17 protein-coding genes and 1 pseudogene are annotated in these 19,986 nt (G+C 40.9%); 13 read left to right on the forward strand and 5 right to left on the reverse strand.

What is annotated here, in order from left to right:
- The first annotated feature begins 575 nt into the window (after nucleotides 1-575).
- The 5 genes from MKX50_RS09570 (at nucleotide 576) to MKX50_RS09590 (ending at nucleotide 6,337) form a co-directional block, all read left to right on the forward strand.
- Nucleotides 576-3,257, forward strand: coding sequence for an adenosylcobalamin-dependent ribonucleoside-diphosphate reductase (locus MKX50_RS09570; protein ID WP_213588806.1), 2,682 nt, complete (start codon nucleotides 576-578; stop codon nucleotides 3,255-3,257).
- A gap of 554 nt (nucleotides 3,258-3,811) precedes the next feature.
- A complete protein-coding gene (locus MKX50_RS09575) occupies nucleotides 3,812-4,165 on the forward strand; it encodes a multidrug efflux SMR transporter (protein ID WP_339159323.1) in 354 nt (117 codons plus the stop codon).
- A 1-nt stretch (nucleotide 4,166) separates the two neighbouring features.
- Nucleotides 4,167-4,481 carry a multidrug efflux SMR transporter gene (locus tag MKX50_RS09580; RefSeq protein WP_339159325.1) on the forward strand — a complete coding sequence of 105 codons (315 nt, stop codon included), beginning with the start codon at nucleotides 4,167-4,169 and terminating at the stop codon, nucleotides 4,479-4,481.
- Between the two features lie 31 nt (nucleotides 4,482-4,512).
- A complete protein-coding gene (locus MKX50_RS09585; protein ID WP_339159327.1) occupies nucleotides 4,513-5,094 on the forward strand; it encodes a TetR/AcrR family transcriptional regulator in 582 nt (193 codons plus the stop codon).
- 103 nt (nucleotides 5,095-5,197) lie between these two features.
- Entirely contained in the window at nucleotides 5,198-6,337 is a 1,140-nt protein-coding gene (locus tag MKX50_RS09590; protein WP_339159329.1) for a VanZ family protein, read from the forward strand.
- 42 nt (nucleotides 6,338-6,379) lie between these two features.
- Here the strand turns inward: MKX50_RS09590 and MKX50_RS09595 are convergent, their stop codons facing one another.
- From MKX50_RS09595 to MKX50_RS09605, 3 genes are read right to left on the reverse strand one after another with little or no spacing between them, the layout of a single operon-like run.
- Nucleotides 6,380-8,104: an ABC transporter ATP-binding protein gene (locus tag MKX50_RS09595; RefSeq protein ID WP_339159331.1), complete on the reverse strand. Its 1,725-nt coding sequence runs from the start codon at nucleotides 8,102-8,104 to the stop codon at nucleotides 6,380-6,382.
- Nucleotides 8,101-9,849 carry an ABC transporter ATP-binding protein gene (locus MKX50_RS09600; protein WP_339159333.1) on the reverse strand — a complete coding sequence of 583 codons (1,749 nt, stop codon included), beginning with the start codon at nucleotides 9,847-9,849 and terminating at the stop codon, nucleotides 8,101-8,103. The genes MKX50_RS09595 and MKX50_RS09600 overlap by 4 nt, the downstream gene beginning before the upstream one ends.
- The gene (locus MKX50_RS09605) at nucleotides 9,836-10,798 is read right to left on the reverse strand and encodes a hypothetical protein (RefSeq protein WP_339159335.1); all 963 of its coding nucleotides are present in this window, start codon (nucleotides 10,796-10,798) and stop codon (nucleotides 9,836-9,838) included. The genes MKX50_RS09600 and MKX50_RS09605 overlap by 14 nt, the downstream gene beginning before the upstream one ends.
- 194 nt (nucleotides 10,799-10,992) lie before the next feature.
- Here MKX50_RS09605 and MKX50_RS09610 point away from each other — a divergent pair, with 194 nt between their 5' ends.
- The 7 genes from MKX50_RS09610 to MKX50_RS09640 are packed head-to-tail and all read left to right on the forward strand — an operon-like array spanning nucleotide 10,993 to nucleotide 17,767.
- Nucleotides 10,993-11,769, forward strand: a complete 777-nt coding sequence (locus MKX50_RS09610) for a class I SAM-dependent methyltransferase (protein ID WP_339159337.1) — start codon at nucleotides 10,993-10,995, stop codon at nucleotides 11,767-11,769.
- A 38-nt stretch (nucleotides 11,770-11,807) separates the two neighbouring features.
- Nucleotides 11,808-12,824: an LLM class flavin-dependent oxidoreductase gene (locus MKX50_RS09615; RefSeq protein ID WP_339159339.1), complete on the forward strand. Its 1,017-nt coding sequence runs from the start codon at nucleotides 11,808-11,810 to the stop codon at nucleotides 12,822-12,824.
- Nucleotides 12,821-13,657, forward strand: a complete 837-nt coding sequence (gene hisJ / locus MKX50_RS09620) for a histidinol-phosphatase HisJ (protein ID WP_339159341.1) — start codon at nucleotides 12,821-12,823, stop codon at nucleotides 13,655-13,657. Before MKX50_RS09615 ends, hisJ begins: the two co-directional genes overlap by 4 nt.
- A 2-nt stretch (nucleotides 13,658-13,659) precedes the next feature.
- Nucleotides 13,660-13,929 carry an acyl carrier protein gene (locus MKX50_RS09625; protein ID WP_339159343.1) on the forward strand — a complete coding sequence of 90 codons (270 nt, stop codon included), beginning with the start codon at nucleotides 13,660-13,662 and terminating at the stop codon, nucleotides 13,927-13,929.
- 36 nt (nucleotides 13,930-13,965) lie between these two features.
- Complete coding sequence (locus tag MKX50_RS09630; protein ID WP_339159345.1) at nucleotides 13,966-15,447, forward strand: AMP-binding protein; 1,482 nt, start codon at nucleotides 13,966-13,968, stop codon at nucleotides 15,445-15,447.
- A gap of 41 nt (nucleotides 15,448-15,488) precedes the next feature.
- On the forward strand, nucleotides 15,489-16,724 hold the full coding sequence (locus MKX50_RS09635) for a decarboxylase (protein WP_339159347.1): 1,236 nt from the start codon (nucleotides 15,489-15,491) through the stop codon (nucleotides 16,722-16,724).
- Nucleotides 16,725-16,732: 8 nt separating this feature from the next.
- Nucleotides 16,733-17,767, forward strand: a complete 1,035-nt coding sequence (locus MKX50_RS09640; protein WP_339159349.1) for a hypothetical protein — start codon at nucleotides 16,733-16,735, stop codon at nucleotides 17,765-17,767.
- A 193-nt stretch (nucleotides 17,768-17,960) separates the two neighbouring features.
- Here MKX50_RS09640 and MKX50_RS09645 read toward each other — a convergent pair whose 3' ends face one another.
- On the reverse strand, nucleotides 17,961-18,446 hold the full coding sequence (locus tag MKX50_RS09645) for a hypothetical protein (protein ID WP_339159351.1): 486 nt from the start codon (nucleotides 18,444-18,446) through the stop codon (nucleotides 17,961-17,963).
- Between the two features lie 173 nt (nucleotides 18,447-18,619).
- Nucleotides 18,620-18,958, reverse strand: a complete 339-nt coding sequence (gene ytxJ, locus MKX50_RS09650) for a bacillithiol system redox-active protein YtxJ (protein WP_339159353.1) — start codon at nucleotides 18,956-18,958, stop codon at nucleotides 18,620-18,622.
- Nucleotides 18,959-19,108: 150 nt separating this feature from the next.
- Here ytxJ and rfbF point away from each other — a divergent pair.
- Nucleotides 19,109-19,890 (forward strand): annotated as a pseudogene (rfbF, locus tag MKX50_RS09655) (glucose-1-phosphate cytidylyltransferase).
- Nucleotides 19,891-19,986: the final 96 nt, after the last annotated feature.

Here is a 19,986-nt window from a genome sequence, read left to right on the forward strand (position 1 = left end):
ATGTCACAATCTGGCTCCGGCGGAATTATGATTTTGAAAGAACGGGCTGGCTGAAGTGGTATAAATGTGGCGTCAGGTCTGATTTGAGATAAGGATGATATGTCAGGAAACAGGCAACGCTAAAGCCATGGCAGCTGGCGGGAGGATGCAGGTCTGGCATGGAATGGTTTTCAGTTCTTTTTCAAAGGAAGAAACGAAATATAAAGGGATTCAAAGGAAAGAGGAGATCATGGGGGATAAACGCCATTAATCTGCCTTAATTTTCAGGGAAGCCAAGCTGTAATATCGAGATGTTGTATAGTATAATGGTACTCGCCCACTACATATTGTGATTTATACATATAAAGATCGTTTATGTGATGTGGATGAGGGTAATGAATAAATAAGAAAAAGGTTAGAGAACAGACAGGAATCGGCGGTATTTGTGCAGGTGTGGCATCTGCGCAGCTACCGACATTTTTTTGCGTCCAGCAGAGGAAAGATGCGGTGATAAACACTGCGACAAGAAACGACAATTAGTCTGCGGTGATGTAGAATTAGGGCGCGAATCATCATTTATGAGGAGGGTGTTTTCTTTGAAAACAGAGCAGAAGCAACGTCTGGAGGGACTTAGTGAAAAAATCTTTTTGGATCGGTACGCCTGGAAAAATCCTGATCCGAGCCACGCGAAGGTCGGCGACGTGGTCCTTGTACTGACAAAGGATGATCCGAAGTTCCCTACGAAAGAAGTAGGCGAGGTCGTAGCGCGAGAGGGGCGGACGGTTACGGTGAAGACCCGGTCCGGCGAGCTCGTGCAGTCCGATGTTGAGAAGCTGACGCTGAATATCGAGAAAACACCGGAAGAAATGTGGGATCGCCTGGCTTCTGCCATGGCCTCGGTGGAGGATACGCCAGAGCTGCAGCAGCAATGGGAAGAGAAATTCCGTTACGTGCTCGACGATTGGAAACTAGTGCCGGGCGGACGTATTGCTGCTGGCGCCGGTGCCAGCGATGAGTTGACGCTGTTCAACTGTTACGTGATTCCATCGCCGAAGGACAGCCGCGGCGGCATTATGGAGACGCTGTCCGAAATGACCGAAATTATGGCGCGCGGGGGCGGTGTTGGAATCAACCTGAGTTCGCTGCGTCCGAGAAGGGCTGTCGTCAAAGGCGTAAATGGCTCATCCAGCGGTGCTGTATCCTGGGGCGGGCTGTTCAGTTATACGACAGGTTTAATCGAGCAGGGCGGCAGCCGGCGTGGTGCGCTGATGCTAATGATTAACGACTGGCATCCGGATTTGCTGGACTTCATTACGGTTAAGCAAACGATGGGCCAAGTGACGAACGCGAATCTGTCGGTTTGCGTTAGCAATGACTTCATGAAGGCTGTGAAGGAAGATCTGGATTGGGAGCTTGTCTTCCCGGATACGACTTATGAAGATTACAATGAGGTGTGGGACGGCGACCTGGACAAATGGAAAGCTGCCGGACGGAGAGTGAATCACTTCCGTACGGTGAAGGCGCGGGAGATCTGGCATACGATCATTGAATCGGCCTGGAAATCGGCCGAGCCGGGCGTCGTATTTATGGAATACTACAATCAAATGTCGAACAGCTGGTATTTCAATCCGATCATTTGTACGAATCCGTGCGGGGAGCAAGGGCTGCCTGCTTGGGGAGTGTGCAATCTGTCGGCGATAAATCTGTCCAAATTCTATGATGAGGACAAGCATGACGTCGCATGGGACGATCTGGCGCTGACCACGCGTTATTCGGTGCGGTTCCTGGACAATGTCATCAATAAAACACCTTATCATTTCGAAGAGAACGAGAAGAACCAGAAGAATGAGCGCCGCGTAGGCCTCGGTACGATGGGGTTGGCCGAGCTGATGATTAAGCTGAACGTCCGTTACGGCAGTCCGGAATCGCTGGAATTTCTTGATAAATTATATGGCTTCATTGCGAAGGAGGCTTACCTTGCCTCGGCGGATATCGCAGGGGAGAAGGGCTCATTCCCGGCATTCGAGGCCGACAAATATCTGCAAAGCGGATTCATGAAAGTGATGACCGAGGTATATCCTGAGGTCGGTGAAGCGGTTCGCGAGAAAGGCATCCGCAACGTTACGATCATTACCCAGGCTCCTACGGGCAGTACGGGTACAATGGTTGGTACGTCCACAGGGATCGAGCCTTACTTCGCGTTCAAATATTACCGTCAGAGCCGGTTGGGCTTTGACGAGCAGTTCGTTCCGATTGCGCAGGAATGGATGGATGCTCATCCGGGCGAGAAGCTGCCAGATTATTTCGTAACGGCGATGGACCTTTCCGCCGAGGATCATATTCGCACGCAAGCGGCCATCCAGCGCTGGGTAGACAGCTCGATCTCGAAGACAGCGAACTGTCCGGCCGACTTTACAGTAGAAGAGACGAAGCGCCTGTATGAGCTGGCTTTCGATCTCGGCTGCAAGGGCGTAACGATTTACCGTGACGGCAGCCGCGATGTGCAGGTTCTGCAGACGGAGAAGAAAGACGATAAAGCGGAAGCAAATGAAAATGTAAACTCTTCGGAAAGCGGCGCTGCTGCTGGTGCTCCGGCTGGCGCTGAAGGTCCGGCAGCGGGCGCGGAGCAAACTGCGCTAAACGGACTGGATCAAACGCTGTCCGCCGGGGTGGATCCAAGCGAGAAGACGGTGTTCGATAAGCAGTATAAGAAGCGTCCGCAGGTCCTGCATGGGGCAACGTATAAAATTAATACGCCATTTGGCATGGCGTATATTACGATTAACGATTTGAACGGCATTCCGAGCGAAATCTTCCTCAATGTCGGCAAAGCGGGCTCAGACGTGTTCGCGATGGCCGAGGCTCTGGGCCGGGTATGCTCCCTGTTCCTGCGCTACGGCGATCATGGCCAGAAGGTGGAACTGCTGATCAAGCATCTGAAGGGCATTGGCGGTTCCGGCGCCATCGGCTTTGGTCCGAATCGCGTCGAGTCGATCGCGGATGCCGTTGCCAAAGCACTGGAAATCCACGTGCAGCATGGCCCGTATGACGATCATGATCCGGCTCCGGTAGCTGCGACCGTGGCTGACCACGAAGAGCAAGCAGGTGTGGGCTCTGCGGGGAGCATAACGGCTGGTGTCCAATCTGCCGGCAGCGGACATCATGGCGGCGCGCCAGCGTCCTCGCGGGACTTGTGCCCGTCCTGCGGCTCGGCCTCGCTGCTCAACGTGGAAGGCTGCAAAACCTGCGCCAACTGCGGGTATAGCAAGTGTTCGTAAGCTAGAAGGATATTCTGAGATTTGCATACTGTTGTCAGAATTGTTGAGAATATTTTCATCATTGTTGAAAGTTAATTTTCAGAATTAACGAGAAGATGTATAAGTATGCATAGATATGTAAAACGATAAAAATCCCCTTATATTTATGGGGATTTTTATCGTTTTAAGTTGTAATACTAATTATAAATTGAAGGCAGAGAACGTTGAGAAGATGGAAAGCAGATGCTGAATAAAGCAGTCGAAATGAAGAAGGTTGTATAACAAATAGTGGATAATACTTACTTATTAACAAATGGATTTACAGAGAAGAGTGATTAAGCGGCAAAGAATTATAATCCGCAAATGCATGTAGATTTGCTTTTTGGATTGAATATTAAATTTTACTCTTGCAAAATCAGCTTAATCATCATAAAATCTAATGTACGTTAGTTAGATTATATTGAAAAGGGGTGTTTAAAGATCGTAATATTTAACAACAATACGATAAAAATTTTTATATAAAAAATCTAACGATCATTAGTTAGATTTAGAATTTTAAAAAAGGAGAGGTTATCATGGCATGGCTGTACTTAATTATTGGTGGAATACTTGAAGTAGGTTGGGCACTTGGTCTAGGCTTTTCAGAAGGGTTTACAAGAATAGATATAGTTATTCCGACAGTTATATTATTAGTCCTTAGTTGGTGGTTTTTCGCTAAAACATTAAAAATACTTCCCGTATCGACGGCTTATGCAGTATTCACTGGTTTGGGTGCTTTTGGTACGGCTTTAGTGGGCATGACATTTTTAGGAGATCCCGTGAGTCCAGCCAAGATTATGCTAGTTGTTTTATTAATTAGCTGTATTATCGGACTAAAATTAGTTACGGACGAACCAAAAGAAGAAGAAAGTGCAAGGGGGAATGTGTAATATGTATTGGTTATGTTTAATATTAGCTGGATTGTTTGAAGTTGGAGGTATTATTAATCTGAAGTTAGCGGAAGGATTTACAAAATTAAAGCCAACCATCTTTTTTATTGTATTTTTATGTTTAAGTTTTTTCTTTCTTTCCGTCTCATTAATCGAAATACCCATTAGTATAGGTTATGGTATATGGACTGGAGTAGGCGCGTCAGGAAGTGTTCTGCTTGGGATGTTTTTGTTTAAAGAACCGAAAAATGCGAAGAAACTTATTTTAGTTGCAGGAATTATTTTTAGCATAGTAAGCTTAAAATTGATATCCTGATGAATGCAAATAAAATGAGGTGAAAAGTGAATTGAAAAAGGGAGAAAAAACGAAAAGAAGGATACTAGAACAAGGTTTAAAGCTGTTTTCCTCGTATGGTTACGAGGAAACAGCACTTAAAGATATAGCTGAAAATGTAAACATTAAAACCCCTTCGATTTATGCTTATTTTGAAAGTAAGCAAGATCTTTTTGAACATATTGTAAGTTTTGTTATTGAAGATTATTTAAAGTTTATCGAACAACAATTTTATGTGATAGAAAATTTTCCGTTAGAAAAAAAATTATATCATGTTTTAGTTGAATTGAATAAATACTATTATATGAATGATAAAGGTTCTTTTCTCAAAAGGTATGGGATTTACCCTCCAGATAATTTTAAAGAACTTATAACAGCCCAAAATAAGAAGGTAGAAGAAGGGATTAGAGAACTTGTTTTCTCCATCTTAAGAAACACCGAAGAGCATGAGCTCATCCATGAGGAGATCATCGTTACTTCTTTTACAATCATATTAGACGGTATGCTTTTCCATATGATGAGTTCTCCTTATCAAGAATATGAACGCAGATTAAATATGATCTGGTCTGTATTTTGGAAGGGTATCCATGCTTGATTATCGGCTTCCCTGAATTTATTAAAGGGGTATAAGAAAAGAAACAATAGGGAAATATGTATATTGCTGAAGAACTGAATCTTTCTAATAAAGAGGTACCGGTATGTCTGTATATTTAATTCCAATAAAAATCGCATTTATTTTATTTAGTGCATTCAGCTTTTTTCTTATTATCCCTTGGTTAATTTATAGTTATAGAAAATATGGTTATTTAAGTCTTTGGGCTTCAATAGTGGCTTATTCCTTTACTTTCTATATGTTATCGGCTTTATTTTTAGTTCTATTGCCTCTTCCGGTTACTCGAAATACATGTGCTTTGCAATCACCTGATACGGTGCATTATAATCTGGTCCCTTTTAATTTCATTAGGGATATTATTAATAGCGGTTCCGTTGTTTGGTCACAGCCATCCACCTATGTTAGATTACTAACGCAAAGTGCATTTTTGCAGGCGGTATTCAATTTCCTATTGTTGCTGCCTCTAGGTGTTTATCTAAGGTATTTTTTCCAACAGAAACGATTTTGGAAGAGAGCACTTGGTTTTGGATTTGCTTTATCTCTTTTTTTTGAGACAACACAAATAACAGGTATTTATGGGATCTATAATTGCCCATATCGTATCTTTGATGTGGATGATCTTATATTAAATAGTACTGGTGCTTTGTTTGGATTTGTCATTGCTCCTGTCCTGCTTGCTCTATTTCCATCTCGAAAGAGCCTTATTGCTAAGGGAGAAAAAATGCAAGAAAATTCTCTCGTACCTCCTTTGTCGCAATTGCTGGCTGTATTTATAGACTATCTATTGATAAAGATTAGTTGGAACCTTACAGTTGGACTTTTTACAACAAGTGGATTCGCAGAATTTGTTTATAAAACGACTTGCTTTTTTATTCTGTTCTTTGTAGTTCCATTGATTTGGGAGGGAAAAACAATTGGAACAAATATACTGCATTTTAAACTAATTCATGTTGATGGTGAAGCACCTCCGTGGCAGTCCGTGCTGAAAAGGTCCTTTGCGCTGTATTTACCTTTGGCAACATCATGGGCCCTAAATATATTTTCTGGTATTGAGTTAGATATAACTCTTAATCCCTATCACGTATGGATCACTATGATTATACTTGCGTTTCTCATCATGATGTGGGCCGTATTATTTATCCATATTGTATTCATCTTAATTAAAAGAGGGAGACGGAACTTTTACTTTGACTATGTAGCTGATTTAGTACCAAGGAAAAAATAAATCTTTTGTTATATTATCCGATTTCTATGGAATTGTGCTATTTTAAACGTTCCACAATTCTTGAAATTCCTTACACCTACTTAAAAGATCTGTAAGGGATCCTATGTCCACGATTTTTCCATCTTTCAATACAATGATTTGATCGGCGTATTGAAGGCATTCTCTCCTATTGGAGGAAATTAAGAAGGTTTTATTCGACAATTCCTTAATTCTTGCCCACATTTTTTGTTCTGTTACTACATCCACTGCACTTGAAATGTCATCCATAACATAAAGATCGGCATCTCGGGCAAACATACGCGCGAGAGCGGTACGTTGAATTTGTCCTCCCGAAAGCTTTACACCGTTAGGACCAATTTGAGTATCGAGCCCATTGTTGAATTCCGGTACATCCTCTTCGAGAACAGCTGTATAAATTGCTCGGTCGATGACGTTGTCGCCATGCATGCCTAAAATTATATTCTCTTTAATGGTATCGCTAAACAGGATCGGTGTTTGCGGTGTGTATGAACTTTTTGGCGGCACAAAAAAGGAGTGCGGCGTCTTGATGATATCGCCATTCCATTTAATTTCTCCGCTTTGCATAGGTAAATGCCCAAGTATGGTACGAAGTAATGTCGTCTTTCCTGACCCTACTTTGCCAGCGATAACGGTGATGCTACCTTTTGGCAACCTAAAACTAACATCGAAAATTCCTTTTTCGGATTCTTTAAACTGATATGACAATGAGTGAATTTCAAGAAGTAGAAGGGGATCGTGTTTATCAACCTTGACCTCACTAACATTCTCAGTTTTGAGCGATTGATGCTTTACCAATGCAGACTCGGTTTGTGGCGAGAAGAACTGTGCCATTCTTGAAAATGAGATGCCGGCTTGTCGATAGGAAGCTAGGAACACTCCGAAAAACTGAGTTGATTCTGTAATAAAAGCTAGATAATATACAAACAATGAAAAATCGCCGATCGAAATCGTTCCACTTTGAATGTCTCCGGCGGATACTATTAAGATTAGACCAGTACCAATGCTTACTGTATTTGATGCTAATAAATTTAAGAACGAAGAAAACATTTTGTCTTTAATCATGAAGCCTTTACGCTCATCGTTCAGTTTGGTGAATCTGTCAACTACCCGTTGTTCAGCTTGGAACGATTGGATAACCGGTGTCAATTCTGCGATTTCTCCAACAAAAGAGGCAAGTTCGGTAGAAGAGTTCCTGCTCGCATGGCGGTATTTTTTCAATTTGCGGTTCGACAAGTTGGATACGGTAATAATAAAAATTAAAGGTAAGAAGATTAACAAGGTGATTTTACTGCTGATCGTAAAGAGAAGTATGAACGAAAACATTGAGAAAATCACTTTGCCTGTGACATCAAGAGTCCAACTAATGGAGGTTTCTATTTGATCCGCATCTTCACGGAATTTAATGATGGTGTCGCCTACCGAGTTTTTCTCGGAATTGGATGTGATTAACTGCTCCAGCATATTCCTTCGCAATAAAGAACTCATGGAGAAGCGGTGATGGACATCTGTTAATCCTCCGCAAATCAGTAAAACAATTCTTGCGAGCGCTGTTGCCAGCAGGAGCGCAGTAAGCATCCAAACATGTGAATTCAATGTCAATTCATTGGCTAACGTATCGAGCAGCTTACTTATGATTAGGCCTGGGATGATAGGTCCATAATGGATAAGAATCCATACGATTCCGTTTAATGTATATAACCAAGGGCGATAGCGGATCATTGTCCACATATATTGATAAGTCTTCATATCAACACTTCCATTCCGCCGGTAATCAATAATTTGTGGTACTGTGAATGTATGTCTCTTGCCAGTGCATCGCGAGAACCAAACTCGACGATTTTGCCTCGTTCAACAATCATAATTTTGTCGGTTTTTTCGACCGTTGCTAAACGGTGTGTAATGATTATTGCTGTTCGATTATGTAAAAGCCTAGTAGTTGCGCAATGTATTAAAAATTCAGTAGCGGGATCTAGCTTTGACGATGCTTCATCTAGAATCACAACCCTAGGATTGATCAAAAATACACGCATCAAGGAGATTAATTGCGCTTCGCCAGCCGAGACACCAATGCCATTATTCAATAACGGAGTATCAAGGCCTTGGGGTAATGATTTATACCATTTCGTTAATGCTAATTCTTCAATTAACCGATGGATGCGGTCATCGGTTATGCTTGGATCAAACACGGATAAATTATTGCGTAAAGTAGAACGGAACAACTTGACGTCTTGTGTAACTATCCCTACAGATTTTCTTAGTGATCGTAACGAAATATCACGAAGGTCAATACCGTCTATCTTCACACTGCCTTCGGTAGGGTCGTAGAATCGGAGCAGCAGTTTTGTTAACGTGGATTTACCGCTGCCAGTTCGCCCTAACAAACCTAGTTTTGTATTTGGTTCTAAATAAAAATCGATTCCGTTTAAGATGATTTGATTATCTTCATAACGAAATATGACATTCTCGAATTCAACAGAAGCACTAACCTCATGTTCAAGCTCTTTGTGACCAAATGTCATAGGCTGAATATCTAATATCTCTTTTACCCTGTGGATGCTTGCATCTGCCTTTTGCCATTCCTCAAATTGCAGTCGGATACTCTCAATTGGCTGTACAAGGAGATTCGTAAAATTAAAAATCATAAATAGCGTACCCATTGTAATTTGATTTGTGCTTAATAAGTAAGCGCCGATTATAAATGAGATCATATTACCGATTGAGAATAACAATAAAGAAGTAGACTGTATCAAGTATCTGCTTAATTTGACAGCAATGCTCGCCGACAAAAGTTTATGGAGAAAACTATAAAACCGCTTCATTACAAACGGACTAGATCCATTCGAGCGAATATCCTCCAATCCGACAAAATACTCTGTAATAAAGCCGTAGAAATGCCCATAAGTAGCTCGTAACTTTTGAAAATAAGGAATTCCTACTTGTCTAGCCTTTGATAGCAAAAATAGAGCTGAAACTGTAAATATAGCAAGAAGAGTGCCGATTCTCCAATCCAAGAAGAACATGATGCCGTTAATACCAACGATTAAAAGAATATTTCCTAATAACTCAATAAATAAGTTCGAGAAAAAACCTTGTAAAACGTTAACATCTCCATCGATCCGTTCGATAATTTCGCCCGATGTATATTTTTTTTGATGAACCATACCAAGCTTTAAGTAATGTGAAGCCAATTTTGTACGTAGGGAATTGGTTGATCTCCACCCAAGCGTCTCCCCGACATATGTAATTAGAAGAGAAACAAGCTGTTGTGATAAAGCGACTCCTGTATAACCGACGGCAATGAGTATCAAATATTGATAGGGCTTTTGTGAATAAGCCCCGTCTATAAAGTCCCGAAGCAAATAAGGATTGTAGAGCTGTAGCCCGATGTTTATTAATACAACTATGAACAGCATGATATATTTTGCTAAAAGCGGCCGGAAAAATTGGATGAAAAAATCGCTGTATTTAATCGAGCCTTTACTCTTCAACATAATCCACCTCCTTGTCCCAATGAAGTTCATTCCCGCGCCAGCTGCTAAAGGCACCGTAACTTGCCATTGTTGATATTAAGTCGGGGAGAAGTTTGATTTGTTTAACGAGAAAGTCAATATATAGATGGCTTTGAAGAGAACGATCATAAAACCATGACTCCGGTATTTCATCCAACCAATCTTTTATTTGAGAGGCAGTTAAGGAGCAAATATGATTGTAAACGCTCACAAAACTATGGTTGGAGGAATCAGAAACATCAATATGCTGATCAAATGCTCGAAATACTTCTCCTAATCCACACATTGCATAGCGTTTGCCGCTTGAAACCATTAATTTTCTGTAGAAAATAGTTTTATACTGCTCATTATCGCCGGCTAGTTTCATCGCATTGAGTTTTGAGCTCCCCTCCCATGTATATCCCCAGAAGCAATCGCCCTGATCAATAATTTGCAATAGGCGGTGTTCCCCTTGTTTGCTAACTATAAGGTTTTCGCCATTTCCAAACCGGTCGAAATTAGCGGTTAACAGGTCAAGCGCAACGATTTTCGGTATGTCGTCGGTATTATGAAGATCTGATAAGAACTGCATCCAAGATTGCTTGAGTCGGGTACCATCCCGTATGTTATCTTCAATATCCGGGATCCATTCGCTGGCAAAGTAGAGGCCACTGCGATAAGCCTCTTGATACTGAACTGGAAGTATGGATGAGTCCAACTTAGCTACGACTGCGGTCGGTACTTTGATGCCGAGATATTTGGCCAAGTGAAAAACTAAAATTTCTTGTATCATGACAGCATTCCAATGCTCCCATAACTGTTTGGTTTGATTAAAAATATAAGGCGTCTTAATCACATACTTCATGTTATCATCGGCAACAACTGCGAGAGGTTTACTCTGTCCGCTGCCTAAATCATGTGAAAATTGGCGGACCGCAACATGTTTAAGCATATAACCTCCTGAAAAATTGTAAATTTACAAAACCTTAACAATTCGTTGACAAAAGACAATGAGTATTGTAGCATGTAGTCGAACAGATTACCATATATAACTTATGTTGTATTTTTTTATTAAAAGGGTCTAAAGAAGGAATTTCGTTAGAATGATGACTATGAAATCATTACTATTGTCAAAGGGGCCACGGAATGATGATGGTTAGTGAACGCACATTATCGGAGGATACAAATAGGTATAAAGAATACGATAATTACGCATGGTTTTGGAACAAATACTGGGGGCGAACGTCGGCAAGGCGGGTACTTCCAATAGTAAAAGAATTAGTTCTGGGAAAGCAGCCTCAGGGAATTCGCGTCTTAGATGTTTGTTGCGGATCGGGGCAGTTGGCGAAGATTTTGTCTAAAGACGGGTATCAGCTGTCTGGGATTGATGGCTCATCCGATATGATTCAACTAGCGTCTCAAAATTGTACAGATGGAAACTTTGTCGTGGGTGACATCAGAGTCCCGTTCCCTTTTCAAGAAAAATTCCATGTAGCATGTTCATTCTACGATAGCTTAAATCATATTCTATGCCTGGAAGATCTTGCAAGCGCTTTCGAAAGCGTTTATGGGGTATTAGAAAATAACGGTGTGTTTATTTTCGACTTAAACATGGAAGATGGCTTTAAAAGCAGATGGAATAATCGTCTGAATCAAATTGTCCAACAGGATTATGTTTGCATAGAACACTTTAGATATAACGGAGATAGAAGAATTGGAACTAACAATGTAACTTTATTCCTACTGCAGGATGAGTGGGTGAGGAAAGACGTCTGTATTGTAGAGAAGTGTTATACTCAATCAGAAATCATAGAAGAGCTTAGCAGAGTCGGATTTACAAACATAAACATGTTCGAATCGTCTGAAACGTTCAATTTGGTTGATGACCAAGGGCGATACTATTTTGTTTGTGAAAAGAAATAGTTCTAGCGATCGGTAAATAATATTATAGGGGGTCAAGCATGGACTTAATGTACTACAGTGAATTGCCCGGTTTTTTGGAGAACGAAAACTCTTTACATAAGATAGACAGTATTTCCAAGTTGTCCGAAAAGTATCATTTTACCGGGACTTTGATATTCCATCATCACGGATCGATGGATCCTTGGTTTTTGGCTTCTCGAGTATTACATACGACAACAAAACTCCTCCCGTTAGTTGCTACGCAGCCCTATTCTATTCCACCTTTCAGTTTAGTGAAAACGCTCTCGACAATCTCGAATCTACTTCATAGAAAAGTGAATTTAAACCTCATTACCGGTGTCAGTGAAATGGAACTGTCAAGTGTACATCAGGCGACGGATCCAACGATGAAATATGCAAGACTGGAGGAGTATATTCAAGTTTTAAAAGGGCTATTGCATTCTAAGGAGCCTCTTACCTTCGATGGCAGCTATTATAAGTTTAATAAGCTAAGATTAGCTCCGTATATTCGACAAGAGCATATTCCAGAATTATTTGTGCCGGGTTCCTCGAAGGACAGTATCCGAATCGCACAGGCGCATGGCGATACAGCTTTATTGAGACCAGCCCCAATACATACATTTAAGGAGGAGTATTGTAGTAGATTCATCACGGATTCCGTTAATTTAGGGATAAGAATCTCGGTGATTAGCAGATCCAATTCAGCAGAGGCATGGGAAGCTGCTCGCCGTAAGTTTCCAGCTAATCGATCAGGAGTCGTAAAGGCTAAAATAAGGAAAAATATGTTATCTCACAATACAAAGCTAATGGCAGAACTAGCTCTATCAGGTGAAGTTTACGACAACATCTATTGGATGGGGGCATATCTCAATGGGTTAACGGAGGATCCCTTCCTCGTAGGGAGCTATGAAGAATTAGCAGCGTATTTGCAACAATATGTTGACTGCGGGGTAACAACGTTTCTCTTCGGTGATTTGAACACCGAAGAAGATTTTATTCATATCAATAAAACGTTGAAAATGCTTGAAGCACCACGAAAAGAGGCGATTAGTTGATTCGTAGGGATGGTCATACGCACACCCACTTCTGCTTTCATGGTTCTGGTGAGCATGCAGAACGGTTTGTTCAACAGGCAGTTCAGAAGGGATTTAACCAGTACAGTTTCACAGAACACTCCCCGTTGCCCGAGAAACTGGTGAAGTCATTGCCAAACGACCGTGATTATGTGAATGCCCTGGCAATGAAATATGGTGATATTGACAACTATTTGGAAATGTGCGAAGGGCTGCGAAATAAGTATAGCTCAACTATTGATTTAATGATTGGACTTGAGCTTGATTTCATACAAGGAATGGAATCATTTGCCCGAGAGTTATTGGATCAGTATGGTCATAGAATGCAGGATAGTATCCTGTCCGTACATTTTCTAATAGGAAAGAATGGTTGGAGATGTGTCGATTCAAACCCCATCGATTTTAAGGAGGGATTGATCGACTATTACGGGAGTGTCGAGAACGTATATCATGCGTACTTTGATGCAGTGGAAGAAAGTATTGATGCGGACTTAGGTCCTTACAAACCAAAACGAATCTCTCATCTTACCTTGGTAGAAAAATTCAAGAGAATATATCCGCTAAAAAATCAAGATGCGTGCCGGGACAGGATAGTAAAATTGTTAAAAAAAATCAAAGCCAAAAATTACGAGCTGGATGTTAATGTAGCGGGTTTATACAAGCCTCATTGCGGGGACACGTATCCTTCCGAGTGGATTGTTGAAGAAGCATTAACACTAGGAATTCCATTAGTATACGGTTCAGATAGTCACAGTGTTGTAGATGTAGGCAGGTCATATGATCTATATGAAAAATTTATAGGAGGGTTACATTAACGATGAATCATGTACAAGATATTGAGAGCCAAGTGAAGGCGATTTTATTCAACCTTTTCAGCAACAGCAACCCGGATGATATAACTAATCAAACCGATCTTTATGATATTGGTTTGGATTCGTTAAATGCGATTCAACTTATTGTGCAATTAGAAGATGCTTTTGGTATATCAATTGATGACGATGAACTGTTGTACGAAAATTTCAACACCATACCTAAAATTGTTGACATAGTAAAAAGCAAACTCGTAATAGAAAACAACGCGATCTAGGCAATCTATGAAAAGAGTAATGGGGGATCACGTTATATGATCAAATTTGTGCATGATATTCTGGAACGGTCTAGTCGACAGCATCCTACAAAATGTGCGCTTCAAGCGGGTTCAAATTATTATACTTATCAGGACATAAATTCCGAAGTCATTCGCTTTGAAACTTACTTGCGTAATCAAGGAGTTACAAAGGGTGATCGAATTATCATTTTGCTCCCTAATAGTTTTCTATCGGTTGTTTCCATATTCTCGTCATCTAGGTTAGGGGCGGTTTTCGTTCATCTCAATGAAGAAATTGTCACTCAGAACTTAAAGCATATTATCGAAGATTGCGAACCGAAAGTGATCGTTACGAATACAAAAAATAAAGCAAAGCACTCCCTTCCGTGGCATCGATTCATCGTAGTTGAAGAAGAGTTATATGATTGCACTGTACCATCGAATCAAATAAGCTCCGAAGTCACAACTCATATCGAAGAGGGGGACTTGGTTTGCCTAATTTACACATCGGGAAGTACAGGTAAGCCTAAGGCAGTCATGTCATCGCATGCCAATGTAACCTTTGCCGCTAATGCGATTCAGAATTGCCTTCATGTGAAAGAACAAGACATCATTGGGCTATTTTTGCCTTTTTCCTTCGATTATGGAATGTACCAGATTTTCCTGACGTTCCAAGTGGGAGCCAAGCTTGTGTTATTTCCAATAGAAACTGCCGGTTTGAAGATGATTAAATCGATTCATGAATTTGGTATTACGGGCTTGCCTATCGTTCCATCTATGGTCCAATCTATATCGGCTCAATTCAATAGGGAAAACCGGCCGGTTAACAGCTTGAGGTTCATTACAAGCACCGGCGAGAAGCTCAAGAGAGCAAATATACATCAATTGCTTACCATGTTTCCCCAGTTACTCTTATATTCCATGTACGGTCTTACAGAATGCAAGAGAGTATCGATATTGCCATCCGAAGAGATTATTGAAAAAATCGATTCCATCGGAAAACCTCTGCCCGGAACCGAGTGCATGATTATTAATAGGGATGGGGAGAAACTGCCTCCAAACGAAATTGGTGAATTAGTCGTTAAGGGACCGCATGTGATGAAAGGCTATTGGAACAATAGTAATAAAAATACAAAAATTAACTTTGGCACATGGAACGATGAAAATGTCTTGTATACAGGTGATATGTGTAGTATAGATGAACACGGTTACCTCTATTTCCATGGTAGAGAGGATGATATTTTCAAAAAGAACGGTTATCGGATCAGTTCAATTGACGTCGAGACAGCGGCAATGGAAATTCCGAATGTCGTCCAAGCCGCTTTAGTTGTAGCTGAAGAAGTCACTTGTTTATTCGTTGTAACCAATCTTTCTGAGAATGATCTCCGTAAAGAGCTAAGCGAACGAATTGATAAATATGCGATGCCTAACAAAATTAATATCGTGCCTTCATTACCTTTAACATCACACAGCAAGGTAGATAAGAAGAAACTTAAAACCTTCTTTAGCGAAGTCTAGAGTCAAGATGTCAAGGTCATGATGCTAGAAGGAGCGTAATTATGGATTTACAACACTTGGTTAGTAAGTACGGTAGTCCGTTATATACATACGATTTGGCTGAATTGAAGTCGGCCTTTAAGAGATTATTCAATTCGTTACCCGACGGTTCCATATTATTTTATTCATTAAAAGCAAATCCAAATCCTTATATAGTCAAAGAATTAGTAAAGCAGGGTTGCCGTTGTGAGGTCTCTTCAATAGCAGAGTTAAGAGTAGCCTTGCAAGCAGGAGGTATAGCGGAACAAATATTATATACCGGGCCGGCCAAAACGAACAATGAAATGGAAGAAGCACTCAAACTTGGCGTAATTAAGTATTCATGTGAATCGACGAATGAACTGAACAAACTTTCACGTTTGGCTGATAAACACCGGAAGAAGGTTCAAGTCATCTTACGTGTGAACCCTAATCATAAATATCTTCGCTCTAGTTTGTCTATGACCGGTGTAGCGTCTCAGTTCGGCATTGATGAAAACAAAGTCGCGGAAATACCTCTTGAGTTTATCTCTTCTCCCTATATGGATATTATTGGGTTCCATGTGTTTAATGGCACCAACTCGAATGACGTTAACAGCATGATCTCGTCCTTCACATACTCCATACAGATGGCTAAACGATTATCGGAACAACTAGGAATCAGTCTTAAGTTTTTGGACCTTGGCGGGGGATTTGGGCATCCGTACGCTAAAAAAGGGAATTCCGCAGACTTTTCTTCTATTAAGACAGAGATTAGTGCTGTTCTCGATCTGGAACTTGCCGATTGGAGGCAGCAATTACCGGAAATCGCTTTCGAGTCTGGAAGAAATTTGGTTGCGGCGTGTGGCCAATATGTGTGCACAGTTGAAGAAATTAAGGAGAGTAAGGGTGAAAAATTTATTATCCTTGACGGTGGAATTAACCACTTAGGCGGGATGTCAGGTTTGGGAAGAATGCAAAAGTTTGATATGGATTATATTTGCCAGAATGATCATGCTTCTACTGACACGATTTCCGCAGCCATGGTAGGTCCCTTGTGTACCCCATTAGACTTGCTGAGAAGAAGCCAAGAAACTCAAAGCCTATGCGTTCAAGACATTATTGTCATTCCTAACGTTGGCGCTTACGGATTGACGGCTAGTTTAATGGGTTTTTTAAGTAGAGAAACTCCGGTTGAGGTCATTTATGAGGATCATACTGTTTGTAATGCGACTCAAATTATTCTGAATCGACAGACCATCGACAATAAAAAGGGGTGAAGGCAACTTTGGATTCAGTAAAGTTACCTATTTGCATGCCGACGGTTAGAGGCTACCTTAATCATGCCTATCAGCTATCCATTCTAGAACATATAGAAGAAGCAAAAGTATGGATTTACATGAACTATATCCAATTAGTATCTGAGATCGGCAATAGCCAGTTTCCAGTTACCTATTATTTACCTGATTATATAGGTTACAACTGGAGTATATTAACCCCTTGGTTTGATTACCAAGTTATTACTAGAGATTTCGTAGTTGAGCACAATTTGGATTTTCATAAACTTATTAAGAATGCTTTTAGTACGAAGCAATATGTATTTTTATATGTAAATAATAAATATATACCCAATACACCTGCAGCAATAAGTCAGACAGACAACAATCACCATATTTTACTGCATGGATATGATGCAGCTACTGAAGAAGTATATTTTCAAGGCTACGATTCGAGGCGGCAGTTTACAGAAAGGGTAATCCATATTGATCAGCTGAAGATAGCGTATTTTAACAATAAATATGACTATGAACGGTATGAGAATCGGATGTTTCTGCTGAAAGTGCGAGAGGACGAAGGGTTTAAACTGGATTTGGACATCAGCCATATTATTGATCAACTGATTTCGTTCAGAGATTCTAAAAGAGTGATCCATAATGTTTTTGATTACCATTCCGACTTTAAGTATCGTTACGGCCTAAACGTCTACGATAGTCTGCTTGAAAATCTTAGGCAGTTTATAAACGGGAATACGGAACAATTAAGGACAAAATTAACAATACCATTGCATGTTATCATGGAGCATAAGCATTTGATGGTCAAACGATTGAGATTTATTGAAAAGTGTTACCCGGATATCAATCTCAAAGAGTCTATAGACGATATGATGTTGTTGAAAACAACGTTCGAGAAGCTAAGAAATCTAACACAGAAATTTGAGGTAACCGGTAATAAAGAAATCATTCATAGAATGGTTTGCACGATCGAAGAGACAGGAGAAAAAGAGTATAGCATGTTAACTAAGTTAATTCATAGTTTATCATAATGATAATCTAGAGGAGTGTTCTTAGGGATATTGACGAAGAACAAATGAACACTGTGTTAATTAGTGGTGCTATGCCGATTGAGTATCGGTAAATGTCGTCGATAGTGCTCTCGGAAATATGGACTTTCTCTTTTATGGTTAACGGTCAGGGAGCATTCAATGCATCTGACCGTTTTTTTGGTTGAAAAATGCTCTAATCCTGTTTACGTTCATGATCTAGTTCATGCTGAACAACTTTCTCATGAATCTTAGACTCCAATACCTCTAAAACTTCGTCATCAAGTTTCTGGTGAGGCTGGGGATGGAACCAGTGAACCTCTCCTTTATGAACAAACCCTTTGTATTCATTTCCCTGCATCTGCAAAGAAAATTGCTTGCGCTCATGAGGGGTATCTTCAAATAAAGGTTTTATTTTTTCAAAATCTTGAATATCATTCGAAACTCCATGATGTCTTATTAATGAGTATATGGCAGATTCAATTCGCTTTACTCTACTTTCATCCATCGTTTGCTTGGGGTGTGGGTTAAACCAGATAATCTCATCGCCATGAAAATGTCCCTTGAATTCTTCGCCATCCACTTTAAAAGTGAATTCAAGCAGCTCATGTGCATGATTCTCAAACATCGCTTCAACTTGGAAATCCTCAAGTTCTGGCAATGGGTTCATATCTTCAGTCAAATTCTTCGTCTCCCTTCAAGAAAGTTTAACGGTTTGTTGCCTATGATCCTGAGGACTTATCGGTCTGCGAAAAAAGGCTGTCACCCTGATTATTTACCAATTAGGGCGCAAATATTCTGATAGAGGTCGACAGCCCGGTGATGGAGGCATCAACCGGGCTGTCTGATTTACTATTAGTCCAATACTGCGGTCATATGCGCCTTCGTGACCGACCAGTGGGAGGTGGTCCAGTATTTGGCTTTATCCTTGATAAATATAATTTGGGGCGACTCATGCTTAACATTCAAATCCTCGGCAATTTGGTTTGACACCGGACGGGATTCGATAACCTTCACTAGCGTATAATCCAAATCTGGATTGGGCGCATCCTGCAAATATTGCTCATATTCATGAAGCGCATTGGAGCTAACAGGACAAGTTGTGCTATGTTTTAAAATCACCTGTCCGCGCTCTGTTGATTTAGCCAACATTTCATTCCACTCTTCAAGTGTCGTTATTTCTCTCCAGTTCATACAAGTACACTCTCCTCGGTAGCCGTATTTTTAAGCATAATTATTCTTCGAATGATTGAATTTTAACATGATCGCGCCTGTAGTCAAGTTAGAGACCACACTTCGGAGGGATTACTCCTTTTGTCGTTTCTGGCAAACACGGAGGTTTATATGAAAGTAGTCATTCTCGCGGGAGGGTTCGGAACTCGCATAAGCGAAGAATCGCATTTACGTCCTAAGCCGATGATAGAGATCGGCGATGCACCGATTTTGTGGCATATTATGAAGATTTACTCTCATTACGGCTTCAACGAATTCATCATTTGTTGCGGATACAAGGGGTATATGATTAAAGAATACTTCGCCAACTATTATTTACACCGCAGCGATATGACATTTGATTTTACTGACGAGAACAAGATGATTGTACACGCGAATGTCGCGGAGCCGTGGAAAGTCACCGTCGTGGATACGGGATTGCATACACAGACCGGCGGACGTATTAAGCGTATCGCGCCCTATGTTGGCAATGAGCGGTTTATGATGACCTACGGCGACGGAGTTAGTGACATTGATTTATCAAACTGGTACAAACACACGAAAAGTCAGGTAAGACCGTCACATTATCGGCGATTCAACCAGGCGGGCGGTTTGGCATTCTGAGCATCAACGACCGAGACGGGACAATTACTGGCTTTCACGAAAAAGTGCAGGAGGACGGTGTTTGGATAAACGCAGGGTTCATGGTGATGGAACCTGAAGTCTTTGATTATATCGATGGAGATTCAACGATTTTTGAGCGCAGCCCGCTTGAGCGCTTGAGCGCAAATGGCAAGCTCGGTGTATATAAGCATAATAAATTCTGGGCCTGCATGGATACGGCGCGGGATAAAAGCGCGCTCGAAGCTGATTGGGCAAACGGCAATGCGAAGTGGAAAGTGTGGGAGGAATAATATCCTATTGATTGCATCTATTTTTGAACCTTGACAAGAACCCCTTCCAATAAAACAAGTTATAGAGCGAACAGTTTAGTTCGTCTATAACTTGTT

The sequence above is a fragment of the Paenibacillus sp. FSL W8-0186 genome (genome assembly GCF_037969765.1).
Classification (GTDB): Bacteria; Bacillota; Bacilli; order Paenibacillales; family Paenibacillaceae; genus Fontibacillus; species Fontibacillus woosongensis.

Bases quoted from the DNA above. Each gene is read 5' to 3' on its own strand.
- MKX50_RS09600 (WP_339159333.1), bottom strand. From the start codon at position 9,849: ATGTTGAAGAGTAAAGGCTCGATTAAATACAGCGATTTTTTCATCCAA.
- ytxJ (WP_339159353.1), bottom strand. From the start codon at position 18,958: ATGAACTGGAGAGAAATAACGACACTTGAAGAGTGGAATGAAATGTTG.
- MKX50_RS09605 (WP_339159335.1), bottom strand. From the start codon at position 10,798: ATGCTTAAACATGTTGCGGTCCGCCAATTTTCACATGATTTAGGCAGC.
- MKX50_RS09595 (WP_339159331.1), bottom strand. From the start codon at position 8,104: ATGAAGACTTATCAATATATGTGGACAATGATCCGCTATCGCCCTTGG.
- MKX50_RS09630 (WP_339159345.1), top strand. From the start codon at position 13,966: ATGATCAAATTTGTGCATGATATTCTGGAACGGTCTAGTCGACAGCAT.
- MKX50_RS09615 (WP_339159339.1), top strand. From the start codon at position 11,808: ATGGACTTAATGTACTACAGTGAATTGCCCGGTTTTTTGGAGAACGAA.
- MKX50_RS09610 (WP_339159337.1), top strand. From the start codon at position 10,993: ATGATGATGGTTAGTGAACGCACATTATCGGAGGATACAAATAGGTAT.
- MKX50_RS09625 (WP_339159343.1), top strand. From the start codon at position 13,660: ATGAATCATGTACAAGATATTGAGAGCCAAGTGAAGGCGATTTTATTC.
- MKX50_RS09590 (WP_339159329.1), top strand. From the start codon at position 5,198: ATGTCTGTATATTTAATTCCAATAAAAATCGCATTTATTTTATTTAGT.
- MKX50_RS09635 (WP_339159347.1), top strand. From the start codon at position 15,489: ATGGATTTACAACACTTGGTTAGTAAGTACGGTAGTCCGTTATATACA.
- MKX50_RS09575 (WP_339159323.1), top strand. From the start codon at position 3,812: ATGGCATGGCTGTACTTAATTATTGGTGGAATACTTGAAGTAGGTTGG.
- MKX50_RS09580 (WP_339159325.1), top strand. From the start codon at position 4,167: ATGTATTGGTTATGTTTAATATTAGCTGGATTGTTTGAAGTTGGAGGT.